Raw genomic sequence first — 23,618 nt, 5'->3', positions numbered from 1 at the left:
GGTAACGCGACCGGATCGGGTCGTCAGTTCAGCACGTCGTTGGGGAGGAGCGCGGTGAGCGCTGTAGGCAGGTCAGGGTCGTTCCGGGGAACGGCCATGACGAGACTTGGCCGGCTGGGACAGGGCGTGGCTCTGGCGTCCTCCGCTGTACTCGCGGCGACCCTCGTCGGTGCGGCACCAGCCGCCGCCGCGGTCGCGCTGTGGCAGCCACCGACGCCGGAGAATGTGACGGGTGTCGCGGTGCAACCGGTCAAGCACCCGGTCCGCCCCGCGTGGACCGCCTCGGACCACGAGGTGCAGGAGACCCCCGCCGTGAACTGGCCCGCTGGTACCGCCAGCGTGGACCTGACCGCTGCCACCTCCCCAACCGCCGCCAGCAACACCACGGGCGCCCGCACCGCATCCGCCTCCGAACGGTCGGGGATTCGGGCCGACGGATTACCGGTGTGGGTGGCGAGGACGCCAACTCCGGTAGGGCAGGACATGCTGCGGTCGACCGGCGCCCCAGCGACGGTGGTGAACCGCGTCAGCGTGGAGGTAGCCGACCGGAACGCCGCGACAGCGGCCGGTGTGTCAGGCCTGCTACTCAAGGTTCGTCGATCAGATGGCGTACGTGGATCCGGCGTCGTGGACCTGCACGTGGACTACTCGGGCTTTGCCGGCGCCTACGGCGGAGACTGGTCCTCCCGGCTGCATGTGGTGACCGTACCGGGAGGCAAGCCGCTGGCGAGCACCAACGACCCGGCGACCAGCACCGTGTCGGCCAGCGTGCCACTCGCCGCAGACGGGACGACAACTTCGCTGGCGGTCACCGCAGGAGCGTCCGGTGACAACGGGGACTACAGCGCGACGAGTCTGAGTCCAGCGAGCAGTTGGCAGGTGTCGCAACAGACGGGTGCCTTCGCGTGGTCGTACCCGCTGCGGGCAGTGCCGGCGATCGGCGGACCGGAACCATCTCTCGGACTGTCGTACTCGTCGAGCAGCGTCGACGGTCGCACCGGCGGTACCAACACTCAGGGGTCGTGGATCGGCGACGGCTGGGACCTGTGGCCGGGATACATCGAGCGGCAGTACAAGGGCTGCGCGGACGACAAGGACGCGGTGAACGGTGTCGACCCGAACAACAAAAGCGTCAGCGGCGGAGACCAGTGCTGGGCCAAGCCCGAGGGCAACGCCACGATCTCGCTGAACGGCCGCTCCACCGAACTGGTCAAGTCGGCCGGGAACACCTGGAAGGGCGTCTCCGACGACGGGTCCCGGATCGAGTTGCTGAAGGACACCACGCTGGGCAACGGCGACACGGACGGGGAGTACTGGAAGGTCACCACGGTCGACGGCACCCAGTACTTCTTCGGCCGTAACCTCGCCCCGGGCGGTGCCTCCGCGAGCACGCCGACCAACTCGGTCTGGACCGAGCCGGTGTACGGCAACCACCCGGGTGAGCCCGGCTACGTAGCCGGAGACTTCGCCGCTTCCCGTCAGACACAGGGCTGGCGGTGGAACCTCGACCAGGTGGTCGACCCGCACGGCAACACGATGACCTACTTCTACGAGAAGGAGGCAGGCGCGTACGGCCGCGAAGGCGACCCGACGAAACGGACCGCGTACGACCGGGGTGGTTGGCTGTCCCGGGTCGAGTACGGCAACCGCATCGACGCCCCCGCGACCACCCACGCCACCGCCCAGGTCCTCTTCGACGTGGCCGACCGGTGCGACACCAACTGCTTCTCCGGGACCGACCCCGTCACGGTGTCGTGGCCGGACACCCCGTGGGACCAGTACTGCAAGGCGGCACCCTGCACCGACCAGACATCGCCGACGTTCTGGACACAGAAGCGGCTGTCCCGGATCCGCGCCCAGGTGTACTCGGGCTCCGGCTCCACCTACAACGAAGTCGAATGGTGGACCCTGCGCCACACCTACCTGCAAACGGGCAGCAACGAGGGCAAGCCGATGTGGCTCGCCGGGATCACCCACACCGGAAAGGTGACCAGCGCGGGCGGTGCCGAGGCCTCCGACCCAGAGGTGGTATTCGACCCGGGCGCCGAGGCACCGGCAAACCGGGTCGACGGGCCAGCCGACGGCCGCTCCAACCTGTTCCGCTTCCGGATCAACACGATCACCACCGAGTCCGGAGCGCAGATCGCGGTCACCTACTCGCCGACCGAATGCACCCGCAGCACCCTGCCGTCGCCGTCAGCCAACGGCAAACGGTGCTTCCCGCAGTACTACGCCCCCCAGGGCGAGGAACCGACCCTGGACTGGTTCCACAAGTACGTGGTGAACCGGATCGACGTGTACGACAACACCGGTGGGTTCAGCCACGAGCAAACCAACTACGACTACATCGGTACACCGGCCTGGCATTACGACGACTCCGAGCTCGTGGCGGAGAAGAAGCGCACCTGGGGCGACTTCCGTGGTTACCAGGACGTACGGGTGCGCCAAGGACTGGAATCCGGACCGCAGACCACCACCGAGTACTTCTTCCTCCGGGGGATGGACGGAGACAAGCAGCCGAGCGGCGTACGGGATGTGTGGTTCACCGACTCGCAGGGCACCAAGGTCGAAGACCACGAAGCACTCTCCGGCTTTCTCCGAGAGGAAATCGTCTGGTCGGCCGCGACTGGCGGAACGATCCTCTCCGGATCGATCCACGACCCCTCCATCCAGGGCCCTACCGCGACGTCCGGCCCGTTGAAGGCATGGATGACCAACACCGGGACCACCCGGGAGCGCACCGCGCTCCCGAACGGCAGCATGCGGTGGACCAAGAACGTCACGAGCTTCAACGCCGACAACCTGCCCGTTCAGGTCGACGACCTCGGTGACGAGGCAACCACGGCCGACGACCAGTGCATCCGAACCTGGTACGCGCGGAACACCGCCAACTGGATGCTCAACCGGATCAAGCGGACCGAGACGGTAGGGGTCGGCTGTGCGGCCACGCCGACCCTGCCCGGCGACATGCTCACCTCCAACCGGATCACCTACGACGCGCAGGGCAACAACTGGGACACCTACCTGCCGGTCAAGGGCGACGCCGCCAAGGTCGAACAGATTGGCTCCTGGTCCGGCACCACCCCGAATTGGGTGACCACCGCCCACTCGACGTACGACGCGAACGGCCGGACCACCGAGACCTACGACGCGCTTGACCAGCGGATCGCGACCGCCTACACCCCGGCGAGCGGGGGCCCGGTCAACAGTGTCACCGTCACGAACCCACTCGGCCAAACGGCCACCACGACATATGTGACCGCGTGGAACGTGCCGGCGACCACGGTCGACCCCAACAACGCCCGTACCGACCTGACTTATGACGGACTCGGACGCATGCTCGCGGTGTGGCTGCCCGGCCGTCCCAAGGCCACGAACGCGACCACACCCAACAGCCAATTCAGCTACCTGGTGCGGAACAATGCCCCGAGCGCGGTGACTACCAAGACGCTGCTGCCCAGCACCTCGGCGGCCTACCAGACCGAAATCACGCTCTACGACGGGCTACTGCGGCAACGACAGACCCAGACCCAGGCCCACGGCGGCGGACGACTGCTGACCGACACCGTGTACGACTCCCGCGGGCTGGTCGACTGGACATCGAACCCCTACTACGACACCAGCAACACCGCACCGAACACCACCCTGGTAGCCGGCGCGGGCACGCCAGCGATCCCAGCGGTCACCCGGAACGTATACGACGGCGCTGGGAGGCTCACCAACGCGATCCTCATGACCGGCTCCACCGAAAAGTGGCGAACCACCACCTCCTACGGCGGAGACCGGACCAGCGTCGTCCCCCCGAAGGGTGGCACCGCCACCACGACGATCCTCGACGCCATGGGGCGGGCCACCGAGCTGCGCCAGTACAAGGACCCGACCAACGTCGGCAGCGACAACCCGGCCACCTTCGACCGCACCGCCTACACCTACACCGACCGGAACGAACTGGCCGCAGTCACCGATCCAGCCGGCAACACCTGGCGCTACAGCTACGACCAACTCGGCCGCAAAATCAAAGACGAGGACCCCGACAAGGGCGTCAGCACCTCCACCTACGACCTCGCCGGGCAGCTGCTCACCACCACCGACGCCCGCAACGTGACCATCGCCTACACCTACGACAAGCTGGGCCGAAAGACATCGACGCGGGACGGCTCAGTGACCGGGAACAAGCGGGCAGAGTGGGTTTACGACACCCTGACCAACGGAATCGGGCACCTGACCAAGTCGGTCCGCTACGAACCGGCCGGGTCGACCAACGCCTACGTCAACGAGACCGTCGGCTACGACACCGCCAGCCGCCCCACCGGCAGCAAACTGACGCTTCCCGCCGCTGAGAGCGGACTCTGCGCCGCCGGCGGCACCACGCCCTGCACCTACACGTACGCCACCACCTACCGCCCGGACGGGCAGGTCGCCTCGGCCACCCTCCCGGCCCAGGCGGATCTACCGAGCGAAAAGCTCACCTACACGTACACCGACGTCGGCGCGCCCGACGACGTCATCTCTGCCCAGCAGACCTACACCTACGACGTTACCTACAACAAGCTCGGACAGCTCACCCAGCGCGTGCTCGGAGATGAGGGCTTCCGAACCTGGGTCACCTCCACGATCGACGAACCGACGGGCCGGGTGACGAACACCAGCGCCCTACCCGAACTCAAGCCCGAGATCTTCAATAACACCTACAGCTACGACGACGCCGGCAACATCACGAAGATCGCCGACACCCCGAATAGCGGTCAGACTGCGGACGTCCAGTGCTTCGGCTACGACTACCTGCGCCGGCTCGGTGAGGCGTGGACGCCGGGCAACGGTGACTGCAACCCGCAGACTCGCAGTGTTGCTGGCCTCGGTGGACCAGCACCCTACTGGCAGTCCTACACCTACGACGCCGTCGGAAACCGCCTGACCGACACCCGGCACGCGGCTACCAACACCACCCGTACCTACACCTACCCGGCACAGGGCGGGGCGGCCGGGTCGAAGCCGCACGCGGTCACCCAGGTCGTCACGACCGGAGCCGGCAGCCGGACCGACAACTACACCTACGACGCCAGCGGCAACACGAAGACCCGGCCCGGCGGCACCAACGGCCAGACCCTGACCTGGGACAACGAGGACCACCTCGCCACCGTCGCCGACTCGACCGGCACCAGCAGCTACCTCTATGACGCCGACGGCGACCGGCTCATCAGCCGTGACCCGGGCGGTGCCACCCTCTACCTGCCCGACGGCAGCGAGATCCGCAAGCCTACGAGCGGAACGGCCACCGGCACGCGCTACTACAGCCACGCCGGCACGACCATCGCCATGCGCACCGCCGCCGGCCTCTCCTGGCTGGTCGGCGACCACCACGGTACGGCCGAGGCCACCATCAGCAACACGAATATGGCGGTAGCCCGCCGCCGCACCACCCCGTTCGGTGAGATCCGGGGCACCACCACCGGCACCTGGCCCAGCGCCATGGACAAGGGCTTCGTCGGCGGCACCAACGACAAGACCGGCCTTACCCACCTCGGAGCACGCGAGTACGACGCCAGCCTCGGACGCTTCATCTCCGTGGACCAGGTTCTCGACGTCACCGACCCGCAGCAGATGAACGGCTACTCGTACAGCAACAACAGCCCGACCACCCTGAGTGACGCCAGCGGGCTGCGCCCCGAATGCGGCAGCGGGAGTGTCTACGACTCCTGCGACAACGCCGTCCCCGCGGCACCGGGCTCACACGCCGCGCAAACATTCGGCGGATGGAGCAACAACAAGGTCGGCCTCAACCACTGGGGTCGCCCAGTGCTACACGTGCGGAAACCCGGCGAAGAGCCGGCCAAACCGCGCGAGTCTGATAAGCCGAAGAAAAACTGGTTCGAGAAGACGATGGATGTCGTGAGCGCTGTGGCCCCAGTCCTCACAACAGTGGCACTCGCTACCTCATTCATACCGGGCGTCGATGTGCTCACCTTTGGTATGGCTGCTGCGGTGGAAGGAATTATCTTGGCGGCAGACATCGCTGATGCTCTTTCCACTGGTTATGCCGCCTACAAGTTCATGGAGGATGTGGAAGAAGGGGCGAGTACTAATGAGAAACTCGCGGATGCTGGCTCCGCGGTGTTGGGTCTCGCCGGGGTGTCTCTTGGTGGGATCTACAAGTTCAAGGGAATCGCTGGACATAAATTTGCCACGGCTGCTGCTGCCAAGGCAACTGCGGATGGCGCACAACGGGCACTTGCGGCGGCGAAAACCATTTCGCGGAAGGGTGGTGCGGCAGGTGGTGCGGCGAAATCCTCACTGTTTGAGCTTCGGCAGTCGAGAAGGGCGCTAAGCGTAGCTAGCGATCGCGCTATGAGCAGTGCGACGAAATGGGGATGGGCGAATGCTGGCGCCAAGACTGCGGGTTTCGTTATGAATGCTCAGTCGGACCCTTGGCTGGTGCAGGTCTTTGGCTGATGTACCATTGGTGCGATCTCGGGTCGGAGGGTTTAGATTGCCGCTCATCCAGTACTGGGTAGCTGTTGCGTTGAGTCGCGCGTACAACCGTATTATGCGGCGCAGCGAAGGTGACATCACAGCAAGTGTCGAGAAGGTAGCGAACCGAGAGGAGGTAAGCGTCGGTGAACTCGGGGGCGTACAGGGCTTGGTCGTGATGACGTGGGTGGCCATATCGTTCTCGTGTTTGGTGCTTCTGCTTCTGTCTGGGTTCATATTGCCGGAGCTGCCTGGTGGCGGCGGAGTCCTGCTGCCGGTGGTACTTACGATTCTTCTGGTGATATTCGGTGTGTCGCTCTGGAACATCGTTGTCCTCAAGGCTCGCTTTCGCGCTATTGACAGACAGCTGGCCAAGGGAGGAGGCGGCCCTGGTCGCGCGGCTCCGAAGCAACGGGACTTCTGGATAGCGGTGGTCGCCGGCGTACTGATGATGGCTCTCTTTCAGATTGCCGGGTCCCACTCCTAGTGCCTCGTCGTGCAGCCTTGGACGGATAATCGGGGTGGCGGATCTTGGATTTGGTGGCGAATCCGGATTTCGGGCGTGCTCGCTGGTTGCGCCAGCGGATGTAGTCGCCGAGGGCGGCGTCCTGCTCGGCGTGGGTGCGGTGGTCGGTGCCGTTGAGCGCGAAGTAGCGCGCGGCGGCGAACTCGGCCTCGATCCAGTTCAAAGAGGTTCTCAACGGGCTGATCTACGAATACTCCCAGGTCGCGTAGCTGTGACCGACTTTCCGAGCGGTACAGGATCAAGGGGTACTCGCGACGGATAGAGCAACGTGGCCCCGGCCCTCGTTACCGGGCTGCGCCACCAAGATCTACTCGTATGCCTGCATCGGACCTGCGTTTGCTGCTGACCCTGCTCCTCGTGCTGGGCGGCGTGGTCGCGGTCGCCGCTACGGTGATACGGAATCCCGTCCGGATCCGGTCTGTGCAAGTGCCTGCCCTCACAAGTCGCGCCGAACGAGTCATCAGCGGTGTCATCGCCGCCGCCTGCCTGGCAGCGGCGTGGGTGATCGGTGCTGGGGTCGTTACCGCCCCGTCGGCCTCGCCGGCGTCGACCGGCCTCTTGGTGTACGCACCGCAGGTGCCGAACTCGTCGCCGATCGTACCCGCCACGGCGCCGGTCTCCGGGCCGTCGGCCGGACCGAGTGCGACGACTCCCTTGGCCGGCACGCGAGCGGAAAACCCCGGCTCGGTCACCACGCCCTCGGCCGCACCCCCGGCTAGGAGCCCCGCTACGACAACCCCGACCAAGCAACCGGGCACCACCCCGATCAAGCGACCGGGCACGACCCCGATCAAGCGACCGGGCACGACCCCGATCAAGCAACCGGCCAAGCCCACGCCCAGCAGACCAACCGGTGCCGCGCTGCCGACGCTCCAGGTCGGCACCCTTCCTGGCAGCAATGACTACACAGGGCACTGCGACAGCGAGACCACGGTTATGTTCAACGGCACCCTCTATTTGGGGCCGAGCACCCTCATCAGAAGCGCCAGAGTCCACTGGACCTTTACGGTCACCGCCGGCGGTAGCGGTACCGACTTCGGAACCGAGAATGCGATGGTACTGCCCACCACCATGGCGGCCACGGCGCTGCTGTACCAGGTGGTCAAGCTGCCGCGTACCGCACCCGGTAAGTACAGCATCACCGGTCGCTACACGGCCAGCAGCAGCGACACGCTCCCCGCGTCACCCTCCTCCGACTCGGCCACGATCCATGTCACGTGTACCTGATCGGCCCCGATTACCCGTTCAGGGCTGCATGACGAGGCACTAGATCGACGGGGAGGTGGTTAGTCAGATCCAGCGGCTGCCCAGCCACATGCGGGCGGACCATTTGGCGTAGGGGAGGAGTTCGCCGACGAAGGTCGGGTAGAAGTACGCGAAGCAGAGCGCCACCAGCAGGACGTATGCCCCGGCAATGATGACGCCGACCGTGTGCCGGTCCACCCCGGCGTCGTCGGACGGGGGCCGGCTCGACAGCTCGGCGGGCAGTGTCTCGTCGGAGCGTTCGTCGGCGGACAGTCCGGTGGTGGTGCCGTCAACCGGTGGTGCCGGGGATCGCACGACGGACCGTGCCGGCGAGGGCGCCCGGGGCGGGCCGATGATCGCGCCGAGCACGTAGGTCACCGAGAGGATGAGGAACGGCAGGGCTGGGGCCGCGTAGAAGGAGAACATCGTCCGCCCGTCGAAGGCGAACCAGAACCAGGGGAGCAGTCCGGCGGCGACGGAGAGCAGGATCGCCCCGGCCCGCCAGTCGCGGCGGGCGATGCCGAGCCAGCCGAGTGCGGCCAGCGCGGGCAGGAAGGACCACCAGAGGATCGGGGTGCCGAGCAGCAGGATCTCGGCGGCGCAGCTCGGTGCGCCGCAACTGCCATCCGAGGACCAGTAGAACGCGACCGGGCGGCCGAGTAGCAGCCACTGCCACGGCCACGACTGGTATTGGTGCTTCGCGACTAGCGAGGTGTGGAATTTGTACGCCTGGGAGTGGTATTCCCACAGGTTCTGCAACGCCCCGATGACCGGCAATTCGGTCTTCCCGGAGTCGGCCAGCCAGTGCCGGTAGTAGCCGTGGTCGGTCAGGAACCAGCCCGACCAGGTGGCGAGGTAGGTGAGCACCATCAGTACACCGGCCAGGGCCAGCCAGCCGATCTCGCCGATCAGGGCGTCCCGCCAGGGCCGGCGTACGCCGGCCGAGTGACGGGCACCGACCTCCCAGAAGATCACCAGCAGGGCGAATGCCGGTACGAAGTAGAGCGCGCTCCACTTGACTCCGAGCGCGCAGCCGAGCAGCACGGCGGCGAGTAGCCGCCACCACGGCACGCTGTCGGGCAACCGGAACGGCAGCCGACCGGCGCGCCCGAGGCGGCTCGGGTCGAGTCCCGCCTCGATCGCGTTCAGCCAGCGCCGGCGCCGGTGGTCCCGGTCGACGACCAGCGCGGCGAACGCGGCGAAGACGAAGAAGAGCAGGAAGATGTCGAGCAGGGCGGTGCGGGAGAGCACCAGGTGGAACCCGTCGAGGGCGAGCAGCAGGCCGGCGGCGCAGCCGAGCACGGTCGACCCGAACAGTCGGCGGGCGATCCGCACCATGAGCAGGACCGATAGCGTGCCGATGATGGCCGCGGAGAAGCGCCAGCCGAACTCGGGCGAGGTGGTGACGATGTGCCCGGCGGCCACGACGTTGCCGTCGACGTCGTAGTAGCCGAACGCCCACTCGCCGATCCCGATCATCCACTTGCCCAGTGGCGGGTGGACCACGAACGACGCGACGTTGTCCTTGTAGTTCCACTCGACGCCCTTGCTGACCAGGCCCCAGGCGTCCTTGGCGTAGTAGAGCTCGTCGAAGATCTTGCCCTTGGGGTGACTCAGTCCGACCAGCCGCAGCACGGCGGCGATGGCCACCACGGCGAGCGTGGCGGGCCACGAGTACGGATCCAGTCGGGTGTCGAGCGGGACCAGCCGGCGCCGCAGGATAGCGGGCAGGCCGCGGCCGCCGGGCAGCCCCGGATCGGTCACGGTGGAACTCGCCGTGGGACCGTCGGGTGGGTCGGTCGCCGGACCGCCCGAGTGATCGCGGTCGCTGTCGCGGCTTGCGGTCTGCGCTGTCGACGCCAGGGGCACCCCCCGATCGTAGGCTGCGGGAAGTCCTCGATCGATCATCGCCGGACACGCGTTCACGCAGAACCTCCGCCGCGGACACTACGAACTCGCCATCGACGCCCGCCGGCAACGTGCGTGTCTGCGGCGTTCGCCGACCTCGTCCTGGCGATCTGACCTCGGACCCGACGCGGGTTACCGCGTCCGTCGATCCCTTAACGCAATGGCACCTCATGGATCGGCTCGGTGATGCCGACACCTCCACGTCCGTCAGCGAAATGCCTCTCGCCAGACCTGCGCATCGGCCTGGTTGTACCAGCGGGTGAAGCCACATGCCCACGCGATCGGATTACTCAGCTGAGCGTTGCCCCAGCGGTCCGCGCCCGAGACGAGGAGTCGAGAGCCGATCGTGTAGCTGGCATTGCCCACAGAGGTGTGCACGTCGGGCGGGAACATCGCGACGGTGACCCGGTCGCCGTGACCGCCGCGGAACCAGCGGGTGACAGTGAAGGTCACCGACACGTAGGGGTCGCTCTCGACGCGTGCGGATGACCGCTCGGCGATGCTGAGCACGGTGCCGTCGAAAGCGAACGGGCGAGCTGCCACCGTCTGCGGGCTGTACTGCTCGACGCAGGACGCCTCAACCTCAGCTCCGAAGGCGTCGCCCTGCCGTTCGGGAGCTTGCGTCTGCTCGCTTGTCTGGGTGGGGTTGGACGCCGTCGGCGGTGGCTGGTTGCGCCAGCCGAGCACGCCGGTCGAGGCGAGCACCGCCATGGCTACGACGACAATGCCCGCCGCGACGGCCACCAACCGGATGGGGCGGCGGGCAGACGGGCGGGGAGATTCCGGCTGGCCGTAGGTGTGCATACGAGTGATCTTGTTGAACAGGGCCTGTCTGGCGGTGGAATCGGCGAGCGTCGCGGCCCTGTCATCGTCGAGCTGGGTCACCTGCCGAACGTATTCGTCTAGGCGATCACGTTTGCGGGTCATCGAATGTCATCTCCCTAGCGGCCGCGGCGTCCGTCGCGTTCGATACCTGTTCATGTCCGGCCGCGCGACGGCGTTACACCTCCAGGCCCTCGGCGGCCAGTTCGCGGGCGAACCGGGCGCGGGCCCGGTGCAGGCGTACCCGCACCGTGGTGGCGGTGCAGCCGAGCACCTGGGCGACCTCGCTCGCGCTCAAACCTTCCGCCGCAACCTGTGGGGTTCCAAAAGCCTGACACTGTGGTTGAGCTGGGCTTTTATGCGGCTCGTTCGTACTCGTTGATGAGCCCGCCGAGGACGGGCCGGCGTTTGATCCGCTCGTGGGCAAGGTCGACGACGGGACGGTCGGAGCGTGGAGGCTGCAGCTGCAGTGCCCGATGCGGTCGTCGCCGGTTGTAGTGGTGGGTGTATCGATCGAGTGTTCGACGTAGGTGCTGTTCGCCGAGGATGAGCATGCGGTTAGTGACTTCGCGGCGGACGGTGCCGACGAACCGTTCCGCGTAGGCGTTGGCTCGCGGGCTCCGCGGTGGGATCTTGCACGCGGTGATGCCGGCGTCGGCCAGGACGGCGTCGAAGGCGGAGGTGAACTGCCCTGCCCTGTCCCGGATCATGGGCTTGACCCGATTCGACGGACAGGGTCGATAAGTTGATCTCACGCTACCTTGCTGAATGACCTGCTCGTGTAGGCGGTGGCCTCGTAGGCGGCGGGGCTGAGGTAGCCGAGGGTGGAGTGCCGGCGTCGGGTGTTGTACCACCCTTCAATCCAGGTGAATATCGCCGTGCGGGCGGCGGCTCTGGTTGGCCAGGCCCGCCGGTCGAGTAGTTCGGTCTTGATGGTGGCGAAGAACGATTCAGCGACAGCGTTGTCCCAGCACTGGCCCTTACGCCCGACCGAGAGACGGACGTTGTGCCGCTGGGCGAGGCGCGTGTACTGGGCACTCGTGTATTGACAACCTCTATCGCTGTGAAAGATCACCGGCCCGGTCGGACGCCGGGACACGACCGCGTTGGACAACGCCTGGGCGGGCAGGTCGGTGCGCAGGTGATCGGCGGTGGCCCAGCCGACGACCCGGCGAGAGGCCAGATCGATGACCGTGGCCAGGTACAACCAGCCCTCCCACGTGTTGATGTACGTGATGTCGCCGCACCAGCGGGCGTCGACCTGGTCCGGGTTGGTGGTGAAGTCCCGTCCGATCAGGTCCGGTAGTGGTGTCACGGTCGGGTCGGGCACCGTGGTGGTACGCCACCGTTTCGGTGTCCTGCCGCACATACCGGCGGTGCGCATCAGCCGGGCGATCCGTTTACGGGAGTGCCGCCGGCCCTGGGCGTAAAGCTCGGCGTGCACCCTCGGGGAACCGTAGGTGCCAGCCGACGCCTCGTGGATCCGGCCGATCCGTACGGTCAGGTCGGCGTCGACCCGCTCACGGGTCGACGGGACGGTGGTGCGGTGTTGGTAGTAGGCGGACCGGGAGACCTTCAGCAGTTCACAGGCACGTCTCACGTTCCCGTCCTGCCGCGCTTGCTCCGCCTCGATGAACGGGTACACGTTCACCGGGTCTCCTTCGCGAAGAAAGCCGTGGCCCGTTTCAAAATGTCAACGTCCTCACGCAGCCGGCGGTTCTCCTGCCGCAGCCGGGCAAGTTCTTCCCGCTCCACGCTGGTGAGCCCGTCCGACCGGACGCCGGAGTCGATATCAGCCTGTTTGACCCAGTCTCGGACCGCGGTCTCGGTCAGGTCGAAGTCCTTCGCGACCTGACCAACCGTGCGGTCACCCCGCCGACACACCTCAACGATCTCCGCCTTGAACTCCGGCGTGAACGCCCTACGCGGCCGGCGCGGCTTCTTCCCCATGCCTTCCATGATGAACATCCTCCCGAGAGGGCCCACAGCCCCCTGAGCTGGGATGTCCGTCAAACCGGGTCAGGCCCAATCAGCAACTTGAAGTCGCTGGCGCGGTCGCCGAGTTCCAAGAGTAGATTGCGGGCTTGCTGCGTGGTCCAGGGTCCGTCGGGGTGAGCGGTGACGCCGAGGATGTGCACGTACCGGCTGCCGACTTCCAGGACGAAGAACACGTACAGGCGTTGGAGAGTGAGCGCGCAGTCTACGTGGAAGAAGTCGCAGGCGAGGATCGTCGACGCCTGGGCGTGGAGGAATTGGCGCCAGGTGGTGTGGTCGCGGCGTACCGGCGTTGGCGGTATGCGCAGACGTTTGAGGATCCGGCGGATCGTGGAGGTTCCGACGCGGTGGCCGAGGCCGAGTAGTTCGCCTTGGATGCGTTGGTATCCCCAGCCGGGATTGTCACGGGCCATCCGCTGAACCAGGTCGGCAACGGTCGGGTCGATCGGTGGGCGCCCGGTTCGGTTCGGGTAGGTCCAGTGGCGGGCGACCAAGCGTCGATGCCAGCGTAGGACTGTGGCTGGGGTGACGAGCCGGTGCAGCTTCAATGCTCGGGGTAGGAGCTTGATCAGGGCGGCGAGGACGGCACGGTCGGCCCAGTCCAGGCGTGGGGCGGGGTTCCGCCGTCGCAGGATCGCGTTCTCGTGACGGAGCACCAAGATTTCCACATTTTTGGCTGCGGTGGTCCGGGTGAGGAGGGCGAGCCAGCCGGTGATCCGGCAGAACACGAGGTAGAGCAAACGTGGCGACACAAGGTAACGATCGTCGCCGGTGCCGCCGCAAGGCAACACGTCCGACCAGGTCAGCGCCGGTGACAGGGTTTCGGAACCCCACAGCCACTCAGCCTGGCAGTCCGGCCAGCACGAGCCGGAGAGCACCAGCCGCGTCGGTCTCGTCATGGGCTCGCCCACCGCGCGTCCGCACCACGTACCGGTCCGGGGTCGGTGCCGGGTCGACCACGGGAAGGTCCAGGCTAAGACCGCATCTCGTTTGGGCGTGTTGTGGTGCAACATCGTTCGTTGTACGGGTGTGGGTGACGTGGAGAAGTACTGCGCGGAGTCGTTGTGGCATCTCGCGCAGCCGTTGTTGCCCGAGCACCCGAAACGGCATCAAGGTGGCGGACGGAACCGGATCGATGACCGGGTCGCCCTCGCGGCGATCACGTACGTGTTGCAGACCGGCTGCGCCTGGGACGCGCTCCCGGAGTCGTTCCCGATCTCTCGCGCGACGGCGCATCGCCGGTTCGCCGAGTGGGTCGAGCACGGCGTGATGCGGGCGCTGCACGAGGCGATGCTGGACGTGCTCGGCGCGGCCGGTCAGATCGACTGGTCGCGGGCGAGTGTGGACGCGATGCACGTCCGGGCGGGGGCCCGCTGTCGGCAGGTCCGAACGCCACACGAGACCGGAAACCGCCACGATTTGCGATCCGTACGCGCTGGGAGTGTGTCGATTTCGGCTCTGGCTCACTTTCGGTGGTAGCTGGGAGTAGCAGCGCATCTGCCTGAGCAGCACCGCTGTCCAAATTGGTGCAGTCAGAGTAAAAGGTGTAGCGGATCATGGTTGTGACAGCCAGACGGAGACCGATCAGCACTAAAGTGCCAGCGTCAGAGGCTCGCGCGGACGTGGACGATACCGTTACGGAATGTCACCACCGAAAGTGAACCAGAGCCGTTAGCGAGACAGCCCCGGTCGGGACAGCCGTGGTCGGCCGTGGAGCTGGCAGCACTGCACCACATCCTCGTGATGCAGCGCCGGTCGACGGAAAGCCGTTCGGGCTGGCCCCTGCTTAACGAATTCAGATGATCGTCTGGTCACGGCTTCGAGGACAGATGTCCGTTACCCGTCGGGCAATCTCTGCGCATGCCCGGATCGCGCCTGTCCACCGGATTGACGCGGGCCAGATAGCCAGCGTCAATCCGGTGGTGGTGGGTCAGGCGGTGGTGGCGGGGTTGCTGGCGGCGGGGATGTCGGCGCAGCCGCCGTATCGGGTGCCGGAGTGCAGGTGGGTGTTGGTGTGGGTGCTGTAGATGTTCCAGGCGGATCCGTTGGTGCAGTCCTGGCGGAAGAGGGCGAGGTCGGTGGCGCCGTCGGCGTTGTAGTCGCCTGGTGCGGGGATGTCGGCGCAGCCACCGTATTTGAGCCCGGAGCGTAGGTGGGTGTTGGTGTGGGTGCTGTAGATGTTCCAGGCGGATCCGTTGGTGCAGTCCTGGCGGAAGAGGGCGAGGTCGGTGGCGCCGTCGGCGTTGTAGTCGCCTGGTGCGGGGATGTCGGCGCAGCCGCCGAACTTGAGCCCGGAGCGTAGGTGGGTGTTGGTGTGGGTGCTGTAGATGTTCCAGGCGGATCCGTTGGTGCAGTCCTGGCGGAAGAGGGCGAGGTCGGTGGCGCCGTCGGCGTTGTAGTCGCCTGGTGCGGGGATGTCGGCGCAGCCGCCGAACTTGAGCCCGGAGCGTAGGTGGGTGTTGGTGTGGGTGCTGTAGATGTTCCAGGCGGATCCGTTGGTGCAGTCCTGGCGGAAGAGGGCGAGGTCGGTGGCGCCGTCGGCGTTGTAGTCGCCTGGTGCGGGGATGTCGGCGCAGCCGCCGAACTTGAGCCCGGCGAGGATTTGGTTGCCGGTGGCGCCGTTCTGGATCCACCAGGTGGATCCGTTGGTGCAGTCCGGACGGAACAGTGCCAGATCGGTCACCCCGTCGCCGTTGTAGTCGCCTGGTGCGGGGATGTCGGCGCTACCGCCGTACTTGTGGTCGGCGATCAGGTTGGTGTTCGTACGGCCACTCTGAACCCACCAGGTCGAACCGGTCTGGCTGTTCTGCCGGTACAACGCCAGATCGCTGTACCCGTCCCGGTCGTAGTCACCCAACGTTCGGCTTACGGCGCCGCCGCAGTTCCTGCTGACAACGGTCACCGCGGGCGACAGCGGTTCGCCGGCGGGTGAACCGTCGGTGGTGATACCGGACGGTACTCCGTTGAACCACGACTCGATCTTGGCGCCGTCGCGCAACTGCTCGTAGTGCAGATGCGGGGCGGATGAGCTGCCGGTGCTGCCGACCTTGCCGAGCTGCTGGCCAATCGTCACGCTCTGCCCGGTCGACACGATCGCCGGCTCCAGCATGTGCAGGTAGCGAGTCTGCCAACCGTTGCCGTGGTCGATCCGTACGTAATTCCCTCCGCCGCTGTCGTAACCGGACGACGCCACCGTCCCGCTGTACGAGGCGACGATCGGTCGGCCCGACGTCGAGCCGCTGGTGGGAAACATGTCGATGTCGTAGTCGTCGTGCCCCACGTAGGTCTGCAGCCGCCACGACTCGTTACAGGGGAACGGCAGTTGGAACAGCGGACGAGGGCCGGCAGCCTTGGCCTCGTCCGCATCAATGGTGACCAGAGCGGCAGAGGTCAGCAGCGCCAGCGCAGCCATCGCGGTCGTAATGACGGCTCGACTTCGAAGCAGGGTTGCCGTCACCATGTGACGGATTCTCGCGTGGTTCACGGATCTCCTATCAGAGAAGGCGCCAGAGGCGCAGTTCGGGCGTACGGGTAATGGTGGAATTGATGAGCCGACGAGCTACCTCGTCAGCCTCCGATTGATCGGCGCTGACAGTGAAAATCGCGATGAGGAGACATTCCGGGCCGGCCCTGACTCGAATGTGCTCGACCCGGTGGATGTTCAAACGATTGCGCCAAAGCAGACGGAGCACCAGATTCGGGTCCAGGTCCACCCGTCCCCTGAGCGGGGCGATTCGAGCTGTGGACAGATGCACTATCGGACCGCGCCACCCCAGCCAAAGCCGGGCAGTTCACCGGCGGTGCCCACGCCCCAGCCGAAGCCGTCCGCCGTCACGGACCCCGCTCCGCCCAGGGTGTCGACCAGTGCGATGCCGACCAGCGCGAGCGCAAAGACCGCGGAGATGAACGCGCGGCGGACGGCCACCGCACGCCGACCTTTCGTAGAGATGAACATTAGGTTCCCCCGATCACTTTGGGCAGGTTGCGGTTCATTTGGTTTTCGTGGCGGTATCTCCAGCCCGACGAAGCAAGCTTCTCGATGTCTGAGCTCGAAGTCAGCCCCTTCGACCTGGCGCGACTCCGCCTGGCGGAATGGCGCCAGGCGCCCGACGTCCTGAACATTTCGTGGGGCAGCGCGCCGAGCGTCCGATGTTGCAGAATTGCGGTCAGTGAAACGGGGAGGTAGTGACGTGTTGGCCAATCTGGGTTTGTCAGACACGGACGAAACCGTGTATCGCGCCATGCTCTACCACCCGAGGCTGGGCGTGGCGGAGTTGGCGGTGCACCTGAGCGTGCCCGAGAGCATGGTGCGTCAGGCTCTCGACCGGCTCATCGACCTGGCGCTGGTCCGTGCCTCCGATGAAGGCCTGCGCGCCGTTCGTCCGCAAGCCGGCCTGATGTCGCTGCTGGCGCGGGCGGAGGCCGCGATCGCAGCCCGGCAACAAGAGATCGAGGCCACCCGCGCGGCGATCATCAGCATCGCCGGTGAATTCCAGGACCACGGCTCAGCGGACGTCGTCATCCGCTTGGAGGGGGTCGACGCCGTGCGCGACCGGCTTGCCGAGCTGGCTCGCGAAGCCGAACGAGAGTGCATCTCCTTCAGCAGCGGCGGTGCGCAGACCCCCGACACCATCGAGGCGGAGAAGCCGCTGAACCAGCTCGCCCTGGAACGCGGCGTTTCGATCCGCGATGTCTACCAGGAGAGCTTCCGCAACGACCCGGGCACGTTGGAGCATGCCTGCTGGATGGCCCAGCTGGGTGGCCACTGCCGGACAGTGCCAACCCTGCCGATGCGGCTGGTGATCGTAGACCGCCGGACGGCACTGGTACCGATCGATCCGAGTGATTCCCGCGCCGGCGCGATCGAGATCCACAGCCCGGGTGTGGTCGCCAGTCTTGTCGCGCTGTTCGAACAGGTCTGGGAGTCGGGTCGGCCGTTCGGTGAGGCGCCGGCACGTGACGACCACGGCCTGACGACGCAGGAGCGGCAGCTGCTCAAGCTGCTTGCCGCCGGGCACACCGACGACTCGGCGGCACGCAAACTGGCCGTGTCCACCCGCAGTGTGCAGCGGATGATGACCGCCCTCACCGAACGGCTGGCTGTGGTCAGCCGGTTCCAGGCTGGTGTGGAGGCGAGCAGGAAGGGTTGGCTGACCTGAGCCCGACAGCTGGCCGTGCCGGCTGCCGGAGAGGAGGTTTCCACCAGCGTTCGGTCGGCGCCGCTGCCCGCATAAATGGACATCCATGCCGGGTGTCGATCACCATCAATCCCGACCGGCGTCCCACCCCATAGTTCGACGCGGCTCCGGAAAGGGTGCTCAGGTCCGTTTCGACCTGGTGCCCGACGGCGGGCTAACGACCTCGTGCATGGTTGGCTGAGGGGCGAGCGCAGATCTTCATTGGGTGCAAGGGGTGGCTGGTAGTGCCCTGGGGCGGAACTCACCGTTGATCGGCGGTCGACCGGCATGTCTCGGGTGGGTCCAGTGCCGTCGTATGAGGCGTCGGTGCCAGGCCAGCAGGGTGGCCGGGGTGACGATCCGGTGCTGGCGCAGAACGCGGGGGAGTGGTCGTGTGAGGGCTGACGGGATTGCCCGCGCTCATCGCCGCGATACCCGCGCCGCGCGGCAACCAGGCCGCCGCCCGCGCGACGCACGCTCCCACACCCTCGCCGACCGCCACCGACACCCCGACCCCGGTCGGCCGCTACGCCGCCCGGCTGCCGAAGTTGCCGGCGGCTCCGCCGCCGAAGCCGGTGACCCTGCCGGCCGCCGGATCCGCGCCCTGGTACTCCCGCGTCCCGACCGACCAGCCGATGGCGTTCATCACCATCGACGACGGCTGGATCAAGCGGCCGGAGGCGCGGGAACTGCTGGTCGAGTCGGGGGTGCCGGTGTGACGCTCTTCCTCACCGTCGACGCGATCCGCGACAACCCCGACTACTTCCAACGGCTGCGGGAGCCTCCGGCGAACGTCGCCATCGAGGCGCACACCATCACCCACCAGATCCTGCGCGGCAAGCCGTACCAGACCCAGCGGCACGAGATCTGCGGATGCTCGATCTTGGTGTTGCTACGTGCTGGCGGGTGCGACCGACGTGTCGGGTTCGCTGGTCGGTGCGGACAGCTTGGGTGCACGTCGGATCAGGACGACGCTGTACGCCACGATCCATACCAGCCAGAGGAGCCAACCGGTGAGGCCGAGTAGGGCGAGTGGGTTGACGCCGCCGACGCCGTACGGGCTGGTCGTCGCGGTGGCGAAGAGAAGCGTGGCGGCGAGGAGGCCGGTGCCGGCGTGCCATCGGGCTATGGCGCCGGTGCGGATGCCGAACATGGACAACCCGAGGAGTGCGGTGGCCAGGAAGACCTGGTTGAAGCCGAATAGGGCGGTGTAGAGGCCCCAGAGGCCCGCGACGCTGCCACCGTCGTCCTGGGCAGCGGAGATCAGTGCGAGGCGGGTGGCCTCGACGCTGGTGAATACCACCGACTGCATGAGCACTCCGGCGAGACCGACAAGGGACCACGGGTTCGTCCGGGTCCGCTCGTCGCTTCGGAGGCAGACACACACCCCGACGGCGAAGACCGTGGCCAGCAACCAGGCCATCGGCAGGAGTGCCGAGGCCAGGCGCAGTGCCCCGGATTCGGCAGCGAAGACCGTGGTGATTTCGTCGAGGGACGCGGCTTCGGACGGGGTGGGAAAGCCCGCCATGGTCAGCAGCAGATTCGCCACGATGAGGATGACGACGAAACCCATGCCGGCGATGCCGGCAAGGCGAGTGAAGCTCACGGCTGTCTCCTTCGATCGAGCATTACGCCGACGCGTGGACGAGCCGGTGGACGGCGGGCAGGGCGTGCATTCCATGGGCGTCGAGTGTGGCGCGTACGAAGCGATGGAAGCTCGGCCGCGTGAGTTGTCCGGACAGGAAGCGGATCGGCCCGGCGGGCAGACGCGCGTAGTTGACGAGCGCGAATGACGAGGGTCCGATGGGCCGCAGGGCGGTGGAGTTGTCGACTCCGGTCTTGGTGGTGTACCAGCCGGTGACGGAGCGCCAGACGGCTTCGGCATCGGTGCCTGGCGCGGCGGTGAAGTGGTTGAACAGGAAGGCGTCGTCGGCTCGGGCCTCGGTGTCGCCGATCCGGGCCACGTTGACGCCGGCGAGAATTTGCTCGCCGCCGAGGGCCGAGACCTCGGCACACGTACGCACCGTTTGCAGTTGGTCCACGCGCATCGTGCGGATCAGCATGGCGAGGTCGTATCGCGGTGCGCCCGGCAGCGGCGGGATGAACACCGCCCGGAAGGCGCGGACGGACAAGACGTCCTCGCGGCGCACGAGGGCGGGGACGGCCTGCACCAGTTGCGCCGTCGCCCGTTGCCGGCGCGGGGTGCGGGTATAGACGGGTGACCGTTGTGCGGGCTCGGCCTGAAAGCCCAGGTAGATGAATCCGTACGGTTCCGGTTCGACAAACTGGGGCGGCGGATAGGGCATCGTGCATCCTTCGGGATAGACGGTAGACGGCGGTCGGTCAGTACGCGATGCCGATCGCCCGGTGGATCGTCGCGGGGTCGCCTGCGGCGGCGAGCATGGCGTGGGCCACGTCGGCCCGCGAGATCGTGTAGCCGCGGACGACGTTGCCGCCGATGGCGGTGCGGTACCGGCCGGTCATCGTTTTGTTCACGAGCTTCGGCGGCCGCACCAGCGTCCATTGCGCCGGGCTGTTCGCCATCGTGTGCTCCATGGCATGCAGGTCCGCGTATAGATCTCTGAGCAGGGCCCTGATGACCGGCAGAACAATTCGGCGGTTGAGGAAACTGTCCCCGTCGGGTGTCGGGCCGATAGGGGCGGCGCTGACCGCGACGAGTCGGCGGACACCTTCGGCGTGCATCGCTCTCAGGATCGCGCGCGTGGCGGTGGAGGCGACCGGCCCGTCGTGGCGTCCGCGTGGGCCCACACCGGACAGGACCGCGTCGCTGCCGCGCACCACGGGCCGCAACGCATCGGCGTCGTCGAGCGTCGACACCGTCGTGACCTTCAGCGCCGGATGACGCACGTCGAGGCGGACCGGGTCGCGGACGACCGCGGTCACGGTTAACCCGCGGTCGAGTGCCTGGCGCACGACGTGGCTGCCGATGCCGCCGGTCGCACCGAAGACGGTCACCTTCATCAGCATCTCCCAAGTTGTGGATTACCAGTAACTGTTACCGTAGCGGACAATACCGAGGACGTACAATGTTGGAGTGTTCGACGACTCCGCACCAGGCACGGACCGGCCGTTGGCCGGTCGGGCCAACTTCCTGCTGTCACAGCTCGGGTTCCACGTCGCGCAGACGTTCGCCGTGCGGCTGGCGCCGCTGGGCATCGCGCCGAACCACTTCGGGCTGCTCATGCACTTGGAGCGAAGTGAAGGCAACACCCAGCAACAGCTCGCCGACGCGCTGGGCATCCACCGCAAGGTCATGGTTGGCTTGCTCGACGACCTCGAACAGCGCGATCTGGTCGAACGTCGGCGGCATCCCAGCGACCGTCGTGCCCACGCCATCCACCTGACCGAAGCCTCGCGCAAGCTGCTGCCTCGCGCTCGCCGGGTCGCCGATCAGCACGAGGACGAGATCCTCACCCCGCTCGACGCCAACGAACGCGCCCGGCTTATCACTGTCCTGCAACGGCTCGCCGAGCACACGGGGAGCCCGGCCGGCGTCCACCCGGGCCTGCACCAGCCAGCCGCCTGATTTCGCCGTCCGGACTTGATCAGGCCGAAGCGGTCATCGATCGACGAGCACCTCAGCCCGTCGTTGCGGGATCTGCAGACGACCCAAGCGGATCGTCGAGCAGGTAGAGGCTGAATGCGCTGCGCGAGCGCTGCGGGTAGTGCTTCGGGACCAAGCCGACCCGTACCGCAGCCGCGCAGCGGCGAGGAGCGGAAGCGGCGCGGTAGGAGGTCTCAGCAGACCGGGCACCGCCATCTACCTCTCGGATTTTGGGCATGAGGCTGGTCCCGTTCGTCCGTACCTACCTGCGCACGTTCATCCGTACGCCGACAAGGGTGTTGGTCACGCCGAGGTAGGCCAGTCGAAACAGCACACCCCATCGTCGCGTAGTACTCGACGTAGACAACCGTCGCGATCCAGCTGAGAGGTTCCACGTCTTCAGCGGAGCCTTCCACCTCGATGATTTAGATGGCTGCGGCCAGGACGGATGAGCTTTTCGGCACTCACAAGGCCACGGATCCGGTTCGACACCCGGGTGGCCTAACCAGCGAGGCCGTCGTCATAGCCGACGAGGACCTCCAGTTCGGCGAGGGTCTCGTCGCCGGTCGACCCGCCGGAGCGTGTGCGGCAGGGTCCGGGCCGCGTCAGCGATCACGTAAGCGTCGCGGGCGTCGGTCTTTGCGCTACCGGGATGCAGGTCGGCGATCCGGCGCATCGCCAGACCGGGCAGGTAGGCGACCTGGTGACCACGCGCCCGCGCGACCGCGACCGGGAGAGCGCCGATCGACGCGGGCTGGTCGACCACGACCAACACCGTGCCGTGACGGGCGAGTTTCTCGAACAACTGCCGCGACCGGGCCTCCGTGTTCGGCAGCGGCGCGTCGTGCAACCGCTTCCCGTCCGGGGCGAGCCCGACCTGTGCCGTTCGGAAACTCGTCGCTGCTGGTCAGGCTGCGTGTCTGTACTCGTTGATGACGCCTCCGAGCACTCGGGTTCGTAGGAGTCGGTGAGCGGTCAGGTCGGTCACCGGCGCGGGGTGCTCCTGGGCGAGGGGAGGGAGCTGTCTTCGAGACTGGTGCGGGCGATGGTGGTTGTAGTGTCGGGCGTAGGTGCCAAGGACGTGCCGGGCGTGGGTCTCCGGTCGCGGATCAGGAAGCGCAGCGAGTTGACCCGTACGCCCAACTCGGTGGCTCGGTTTCTTGCCTGCTGCACCGTCCAGGATGCCGTCGGATGAGCGGTCACCCCGGCGACGTGCAGTCGGCGTGTGCCGTGTTCGAGGAACACCAGGGCGTACACCCGGCGTAGGTCGACCAGGTCGATGTGTACGAAGTCGCAGGCGATGACGCTGTCGGCTTGCGCGGTCAGGAACTCGCGCCATGTCGGGCCGTTGCGGCGCGGGGCCGGATCAATGCCGGCCGCGGTAAGGATCTCCCAAACTGTCGTGGTGCCGATGGGATGCCCGAGGCGAACAAGCTCACCCTGGATCCGACGGCACCCCCAGCGCGGATTCTGCCGAGCCAGCCGTAGCACCAGCGCCTTCACCGCGCTCGCGGTTGGCGGCCTGCCGGGTCTGCCCCGGCGCATGCTGTAGTCCCACTTGCTCGCGATGAGTCCGCGGTGCCAAGCGAGCAGGGTCGCGGGCGTCACCGGGAACACCTGCGCCCACCGGCGTCGGGGTATGAGCGAGGACAGCGCCGTGAACCACAGTCGGTCCGCCGGCTCGTACCGCACCGGCCCCGTGAGCTGCCTGCGCAGCACCGCGTTCTCATGCCGAAGCACGAGCAGTTCGGCATCCTTGGCTGTGTTCCCGGCGTAGTAGGACGGCCGGGACCGCGAGGAGCTTGCGTGCCACCCGGTACACCAGTGAGATGATCACCTGGACAGGGTTCAGCTGGCCGTGGTGGCGTGCCACACCCACTCCGAGCAGCAGCGATGAGTTTCCGAACAGCAC

Annotated in this window: 21 protein-coding genes and 1 pseudogene; 7 read left to right on the top strand and 15 right to left on the bottom strand. The window is 66.9% G+C overall.

The window, feature by feature from the left end:
• Positions 1–96 precede the first annotated feature (96 nt).
• From BDK92_RS04500 to BDK92_RS38805, 3 genes are all read left to right on the top strand, one after another.
• Positions 97–6,450 carry an RHS repeat-associated core domain-containing protein gene (locus BDK92_RS04500; RefSeq protein ID WP_147456908.1) on the top strand — a complete coding sequence of 2,118 codons (6,354 nt, stop codon included), beginning with the start codon at positions 97–99 and terminating at the stop codon, positions 6,448–6,450.
• 94 nt (positions 6,451–6,544) lie between these two features.
• The gene (locus BDK92_RS38320; RefSeq protein WP_147456907.1) at positions 6,545–6,955 is read left to right on the top strand and encodes a hypothetical protein; all 411 of its coding nucleotides are present in this window, start codon (positions 6,545–6,547) and stop codon (positions 6,953–6,955) included.
• 1,092 nt (positions 6,956–8,047) lie between these two features.
• Entirely contained in the window at positions 8,048–8,221 is a 174-nt protein-coding gene (locus tag BDK92_RS38805) for a hypothetical protein (RefSeq protein ID WP_170208493.1), read from the top strand.
• A gap of 63 nt (positions 8,222–8,284) precedes the next feature.
• Here BDK92_RS38805 and BDK92_RS04485 read toward each other — a convergent pair whose 3' ends face one another.
• From BDK92_RS04485 to BDK92_RS40110, 7 genes are all read right to left on the bottom strand, one after another.
• The gene (locus BDK92_RS04485; RefSeq protein ID WP_121161613.1) at positions 8,285–10,147 is read right to left on the bottom strand and encodes a dolichyl-phosphate-mannose--protein mannosyltransferase; all 1,863 of its coding nucleotides are present in this window, start codon (positions 10,145–10,147) and stop codon (positions 8,285–8,287) included.
• A 207-nt stretch (positions 10,148–10,354) separates the two neighbouring features.
• A complete protein-coding gene (locus BDK92_RS04480) occupies positions 10,355–11,074 on the bottom strand; it encodes a hypothetical protein (protein ID WP_147456906.1) in 720 nt (239 codons plus the stop codon).
• 73 nt (positions 11,075–11,147) lie between these two features.
• The gene (locus BDK92_RS38800) at positions 11,148–11,267 is read right to left on the bottom strand and encodes a sigma-70 family RNA polymerase sigma factor (protein WP_170208492.1); all 120 of its coding nucleotides are present in this window, start codon (positions 11,265–11,267) and stop codon (positions 11,148–11,150) included.
• Between the two features lie 58 nt (positions 11,268–11,325).
• Positions 11,326–11,679, bottom strand: a complete 354-nt coding sequence (locus BDK92_RS04470) for an integrase core domain-containing protein (RefSeq protein WP_211349076.1) — start codon at positions 11,677–11,679, stop codon at positions 11,326–11,328.
• Between the two features lie 41 nt (positions 11,680–11,720).
• Positions 11,721–12,620: an IS3 family transposase gene (locus BDK92_RS04465; protein WP_121154844.1), complete on the bottom strand. Its 900-nt coding sequence runs from the start codon at positions 12,618–12,620 to the stop codon at positions 11,721–11,723.
• Positions 12,617–12,919, bottom strand: coding sequence for a transposase (locus tag BDK92_RS04460; RefSeq protein ID WP_170208491.1), 303 nt, complete (start codon positions 12,917–12,919; stop codon positions 12,617–12,619). The genes BDK92_RS04465 and BDK92_RS04460 overlap by 4 nt, the downstream gene beginning before the upstream one ends.
• 59 nt (positions 12,920–12,978) lie before the next feature.
• The gene (locus BDK92_RS40110) at positions 12,979–13,875 is read right to left on the bottom strand and encodes an integrase catalytic region (RefSeq protein WP_246016804.1); all 897 of its coding nucleotides are present in this window, start codon (positions 13,873–13,875) and stop codon (positions 12,979–12,981) included.
• Between the two features lie 118 nt (positions 13,876–13,993).
• Between BDK92_RS40110 and BDK92_RS04450 the strand changes: the two genes are divergently transcribed.
• A complete protein-coding gene (locus BDK92_RS04450; RefSeq protein WP_170208490.1) occupies positions 13,994–14,443 on the top strand; it encodes a transposase in 450 nt (149 codons plus the stop codon).
• 451 nt (positions 14,444–14,894) lie between these two features.
• Here the strand turns inward: BDK92_RS04450 and BDK92_RS04445 are convergent, their stop codons facing one another.
• From BDK92_RS04445 to BDK92_RS38790, 3 genes are all read right to left on the bottom strand, one after another.
• Entirely contained in the window at positions 14,895–16,376 is a 1,482-nt protein-coding gene (locus tag BDK92_RS04445) for a peptidoglycan DD-metalloendopeptidase family protein (protein ID WP_121154837.1), read from the bottom strand.
• A gap of 82 nt (positions 16,377–16,458) precedes the next feature.
• Positions 16,459–16,677 (bottom strand): hypothetical protein, encoded by a 219-nt coding sequence (locus BDK92_RS38795; RefSeq protein WP_170208489.1) that lies wholly within the window; start codon positions 16,675–16,677, stop codon positions 16,459–16,461.
• Positions 16,678–16,718: 41 nt separating this feature from the next.
• The gene (locus BDK92_RS38790) at positions 16,719–16,889 is read right to left on the bottom strand and encodes a hypothetical protein (protein WP_170208488.1); all 171 of its coding nucleotides are present in this window, start codon (positions 16,887–16,889) and stop codon (positions 16,719–16,721) included.
• A 265-nt stretch (positions 16,890–17,154) separates the two neighbouring features.
• On the opposite strand from BDK92_RS38790, the gene BDK92_RS04440 reads away from it, so the two are divergent.
• Entirely contained in the window at positions 17,155–18,123 is a 969-nt protein-coding gene (locus BDK92_RS04440; protein WP_121161611.1) for a TrmB family transcriptional regulator, read from the top strand.
• Between the two features lie 428 nt (positions 18,124–18,551).
• Complete coding sequence (locus tag BDK92_RS04435; RefSeq protein ID WP_121154835.1) at positions 18,552–18,860, top strand: hypothetical protein; 309 nt, start codon at positions 18,552–18,554, stop codon at positions 18,858–18,860.
• A 173-nt stretch (positions 18,861–19,033) separates the two neighbouring features.
• Here the strand turns inward: BDK92_RS04435 and BDK92_RS04430 are convergent, their stop codons facing one another.
• The 3 genes from BDK92_RS04430 to BDK92_RS04420 are packed head-to-tail and all read right to left on the bottom strand — an operon-like array spanning position 19,034 to position 21,123.
• Positions 19,034–19,747, bottom strand: a complete 714-nt coding sequence (locus BDK92_RS04430; protein WP_121154832.1) for a hypothetical protein — start codon at positions 19,745–19,747, stop codon at positions 19,034–19,036.
• 22 nt (positions 19,748–19,769) lie between these two features.
• Positions 19,770–20,447: a hypothetical protein gene (locus BDK92_RS04425; protein ID WP_121154830.1), complete on the bottom strand. Its 678-nt coding sequence runs from the start codon at positions 20,445–20,447 to the stop codon at positions 19,770–19,772.
• A gap of 37 nt (positions 20,448–20,484) precedes the next feature.
• Positions 20,485–21,123: an NAD(P)-dependent oxidoreductase gene (locus BDK92_RS04420; RefSeq protein WP_121161609.1), complete on the bottom strand. Its 639-nt coding sequence runs from the start codon at positions 21,121–21,123 to the stop codon at positions 20,485–20,487.
• Between the two features lie 73 nt (positions 21,124–21,196).
• Here BDK92_RS04420 and BDK92_RS04415 point away from each other — a divergent pair, with 73 nt between their 5' ends.
• The gene (locus tag BDK92_RS04415; RefSeq protein ID WP_121154827.1) at positions 21,197–21,688 is read left to right on the top strand and encodes a MarR family winged helix-turn-helix transcriptional regulator; all 492 of its coding nucleotides are present in this window, start codon (positions 21,197–21,199) and stop codon (positions 21,686–21,688) included.
• 447 nt (positions 21,689–22,135) lie between these two features.
• On the opposite strand, the pseudogene BDK92_RS04410 reads toward BDK92_RS04415, so the two are convergent.
• Both BDK92_RS04410 and BDK92_RS40105 read right to left on the bottom strand, forming a co-directional pair.
• Positions 22,136–22,583 (bottom strand): annotated as a pseudogene (locus BDK92_RS04410) (IS110 family transposase); the annotation flags it as partial.
• 107 nt (positions 22,584–22,690) lie between these two features.
• Entirely contained in the window at positions 22,691–23,446 is a 756-nt protein-coding gene (locus BDK92_RS40105) for an integrase catalytic region (RefSeq protein ID WP_246016802.1), read from the bottom strand.
• Positions 23,447–23,618: the final 172 nt, after the last annotated feature.

This window comes from Micromonospora pisi (assembly GCF_003633685.1).
In the GTDB taxonomy this organism is placed as follows: Bacteria; Actinomycetota; Actinomycetes; order Mycobacteriales; family Micromonosporaceae; genus Micromonospora_G; species Micromonospora_G pisi.
The sequence above is the reverse complement of the archived record's forward strand: the minus strand, read 5'-3'. Positions and strand labels throughout refer to the sequence as shown.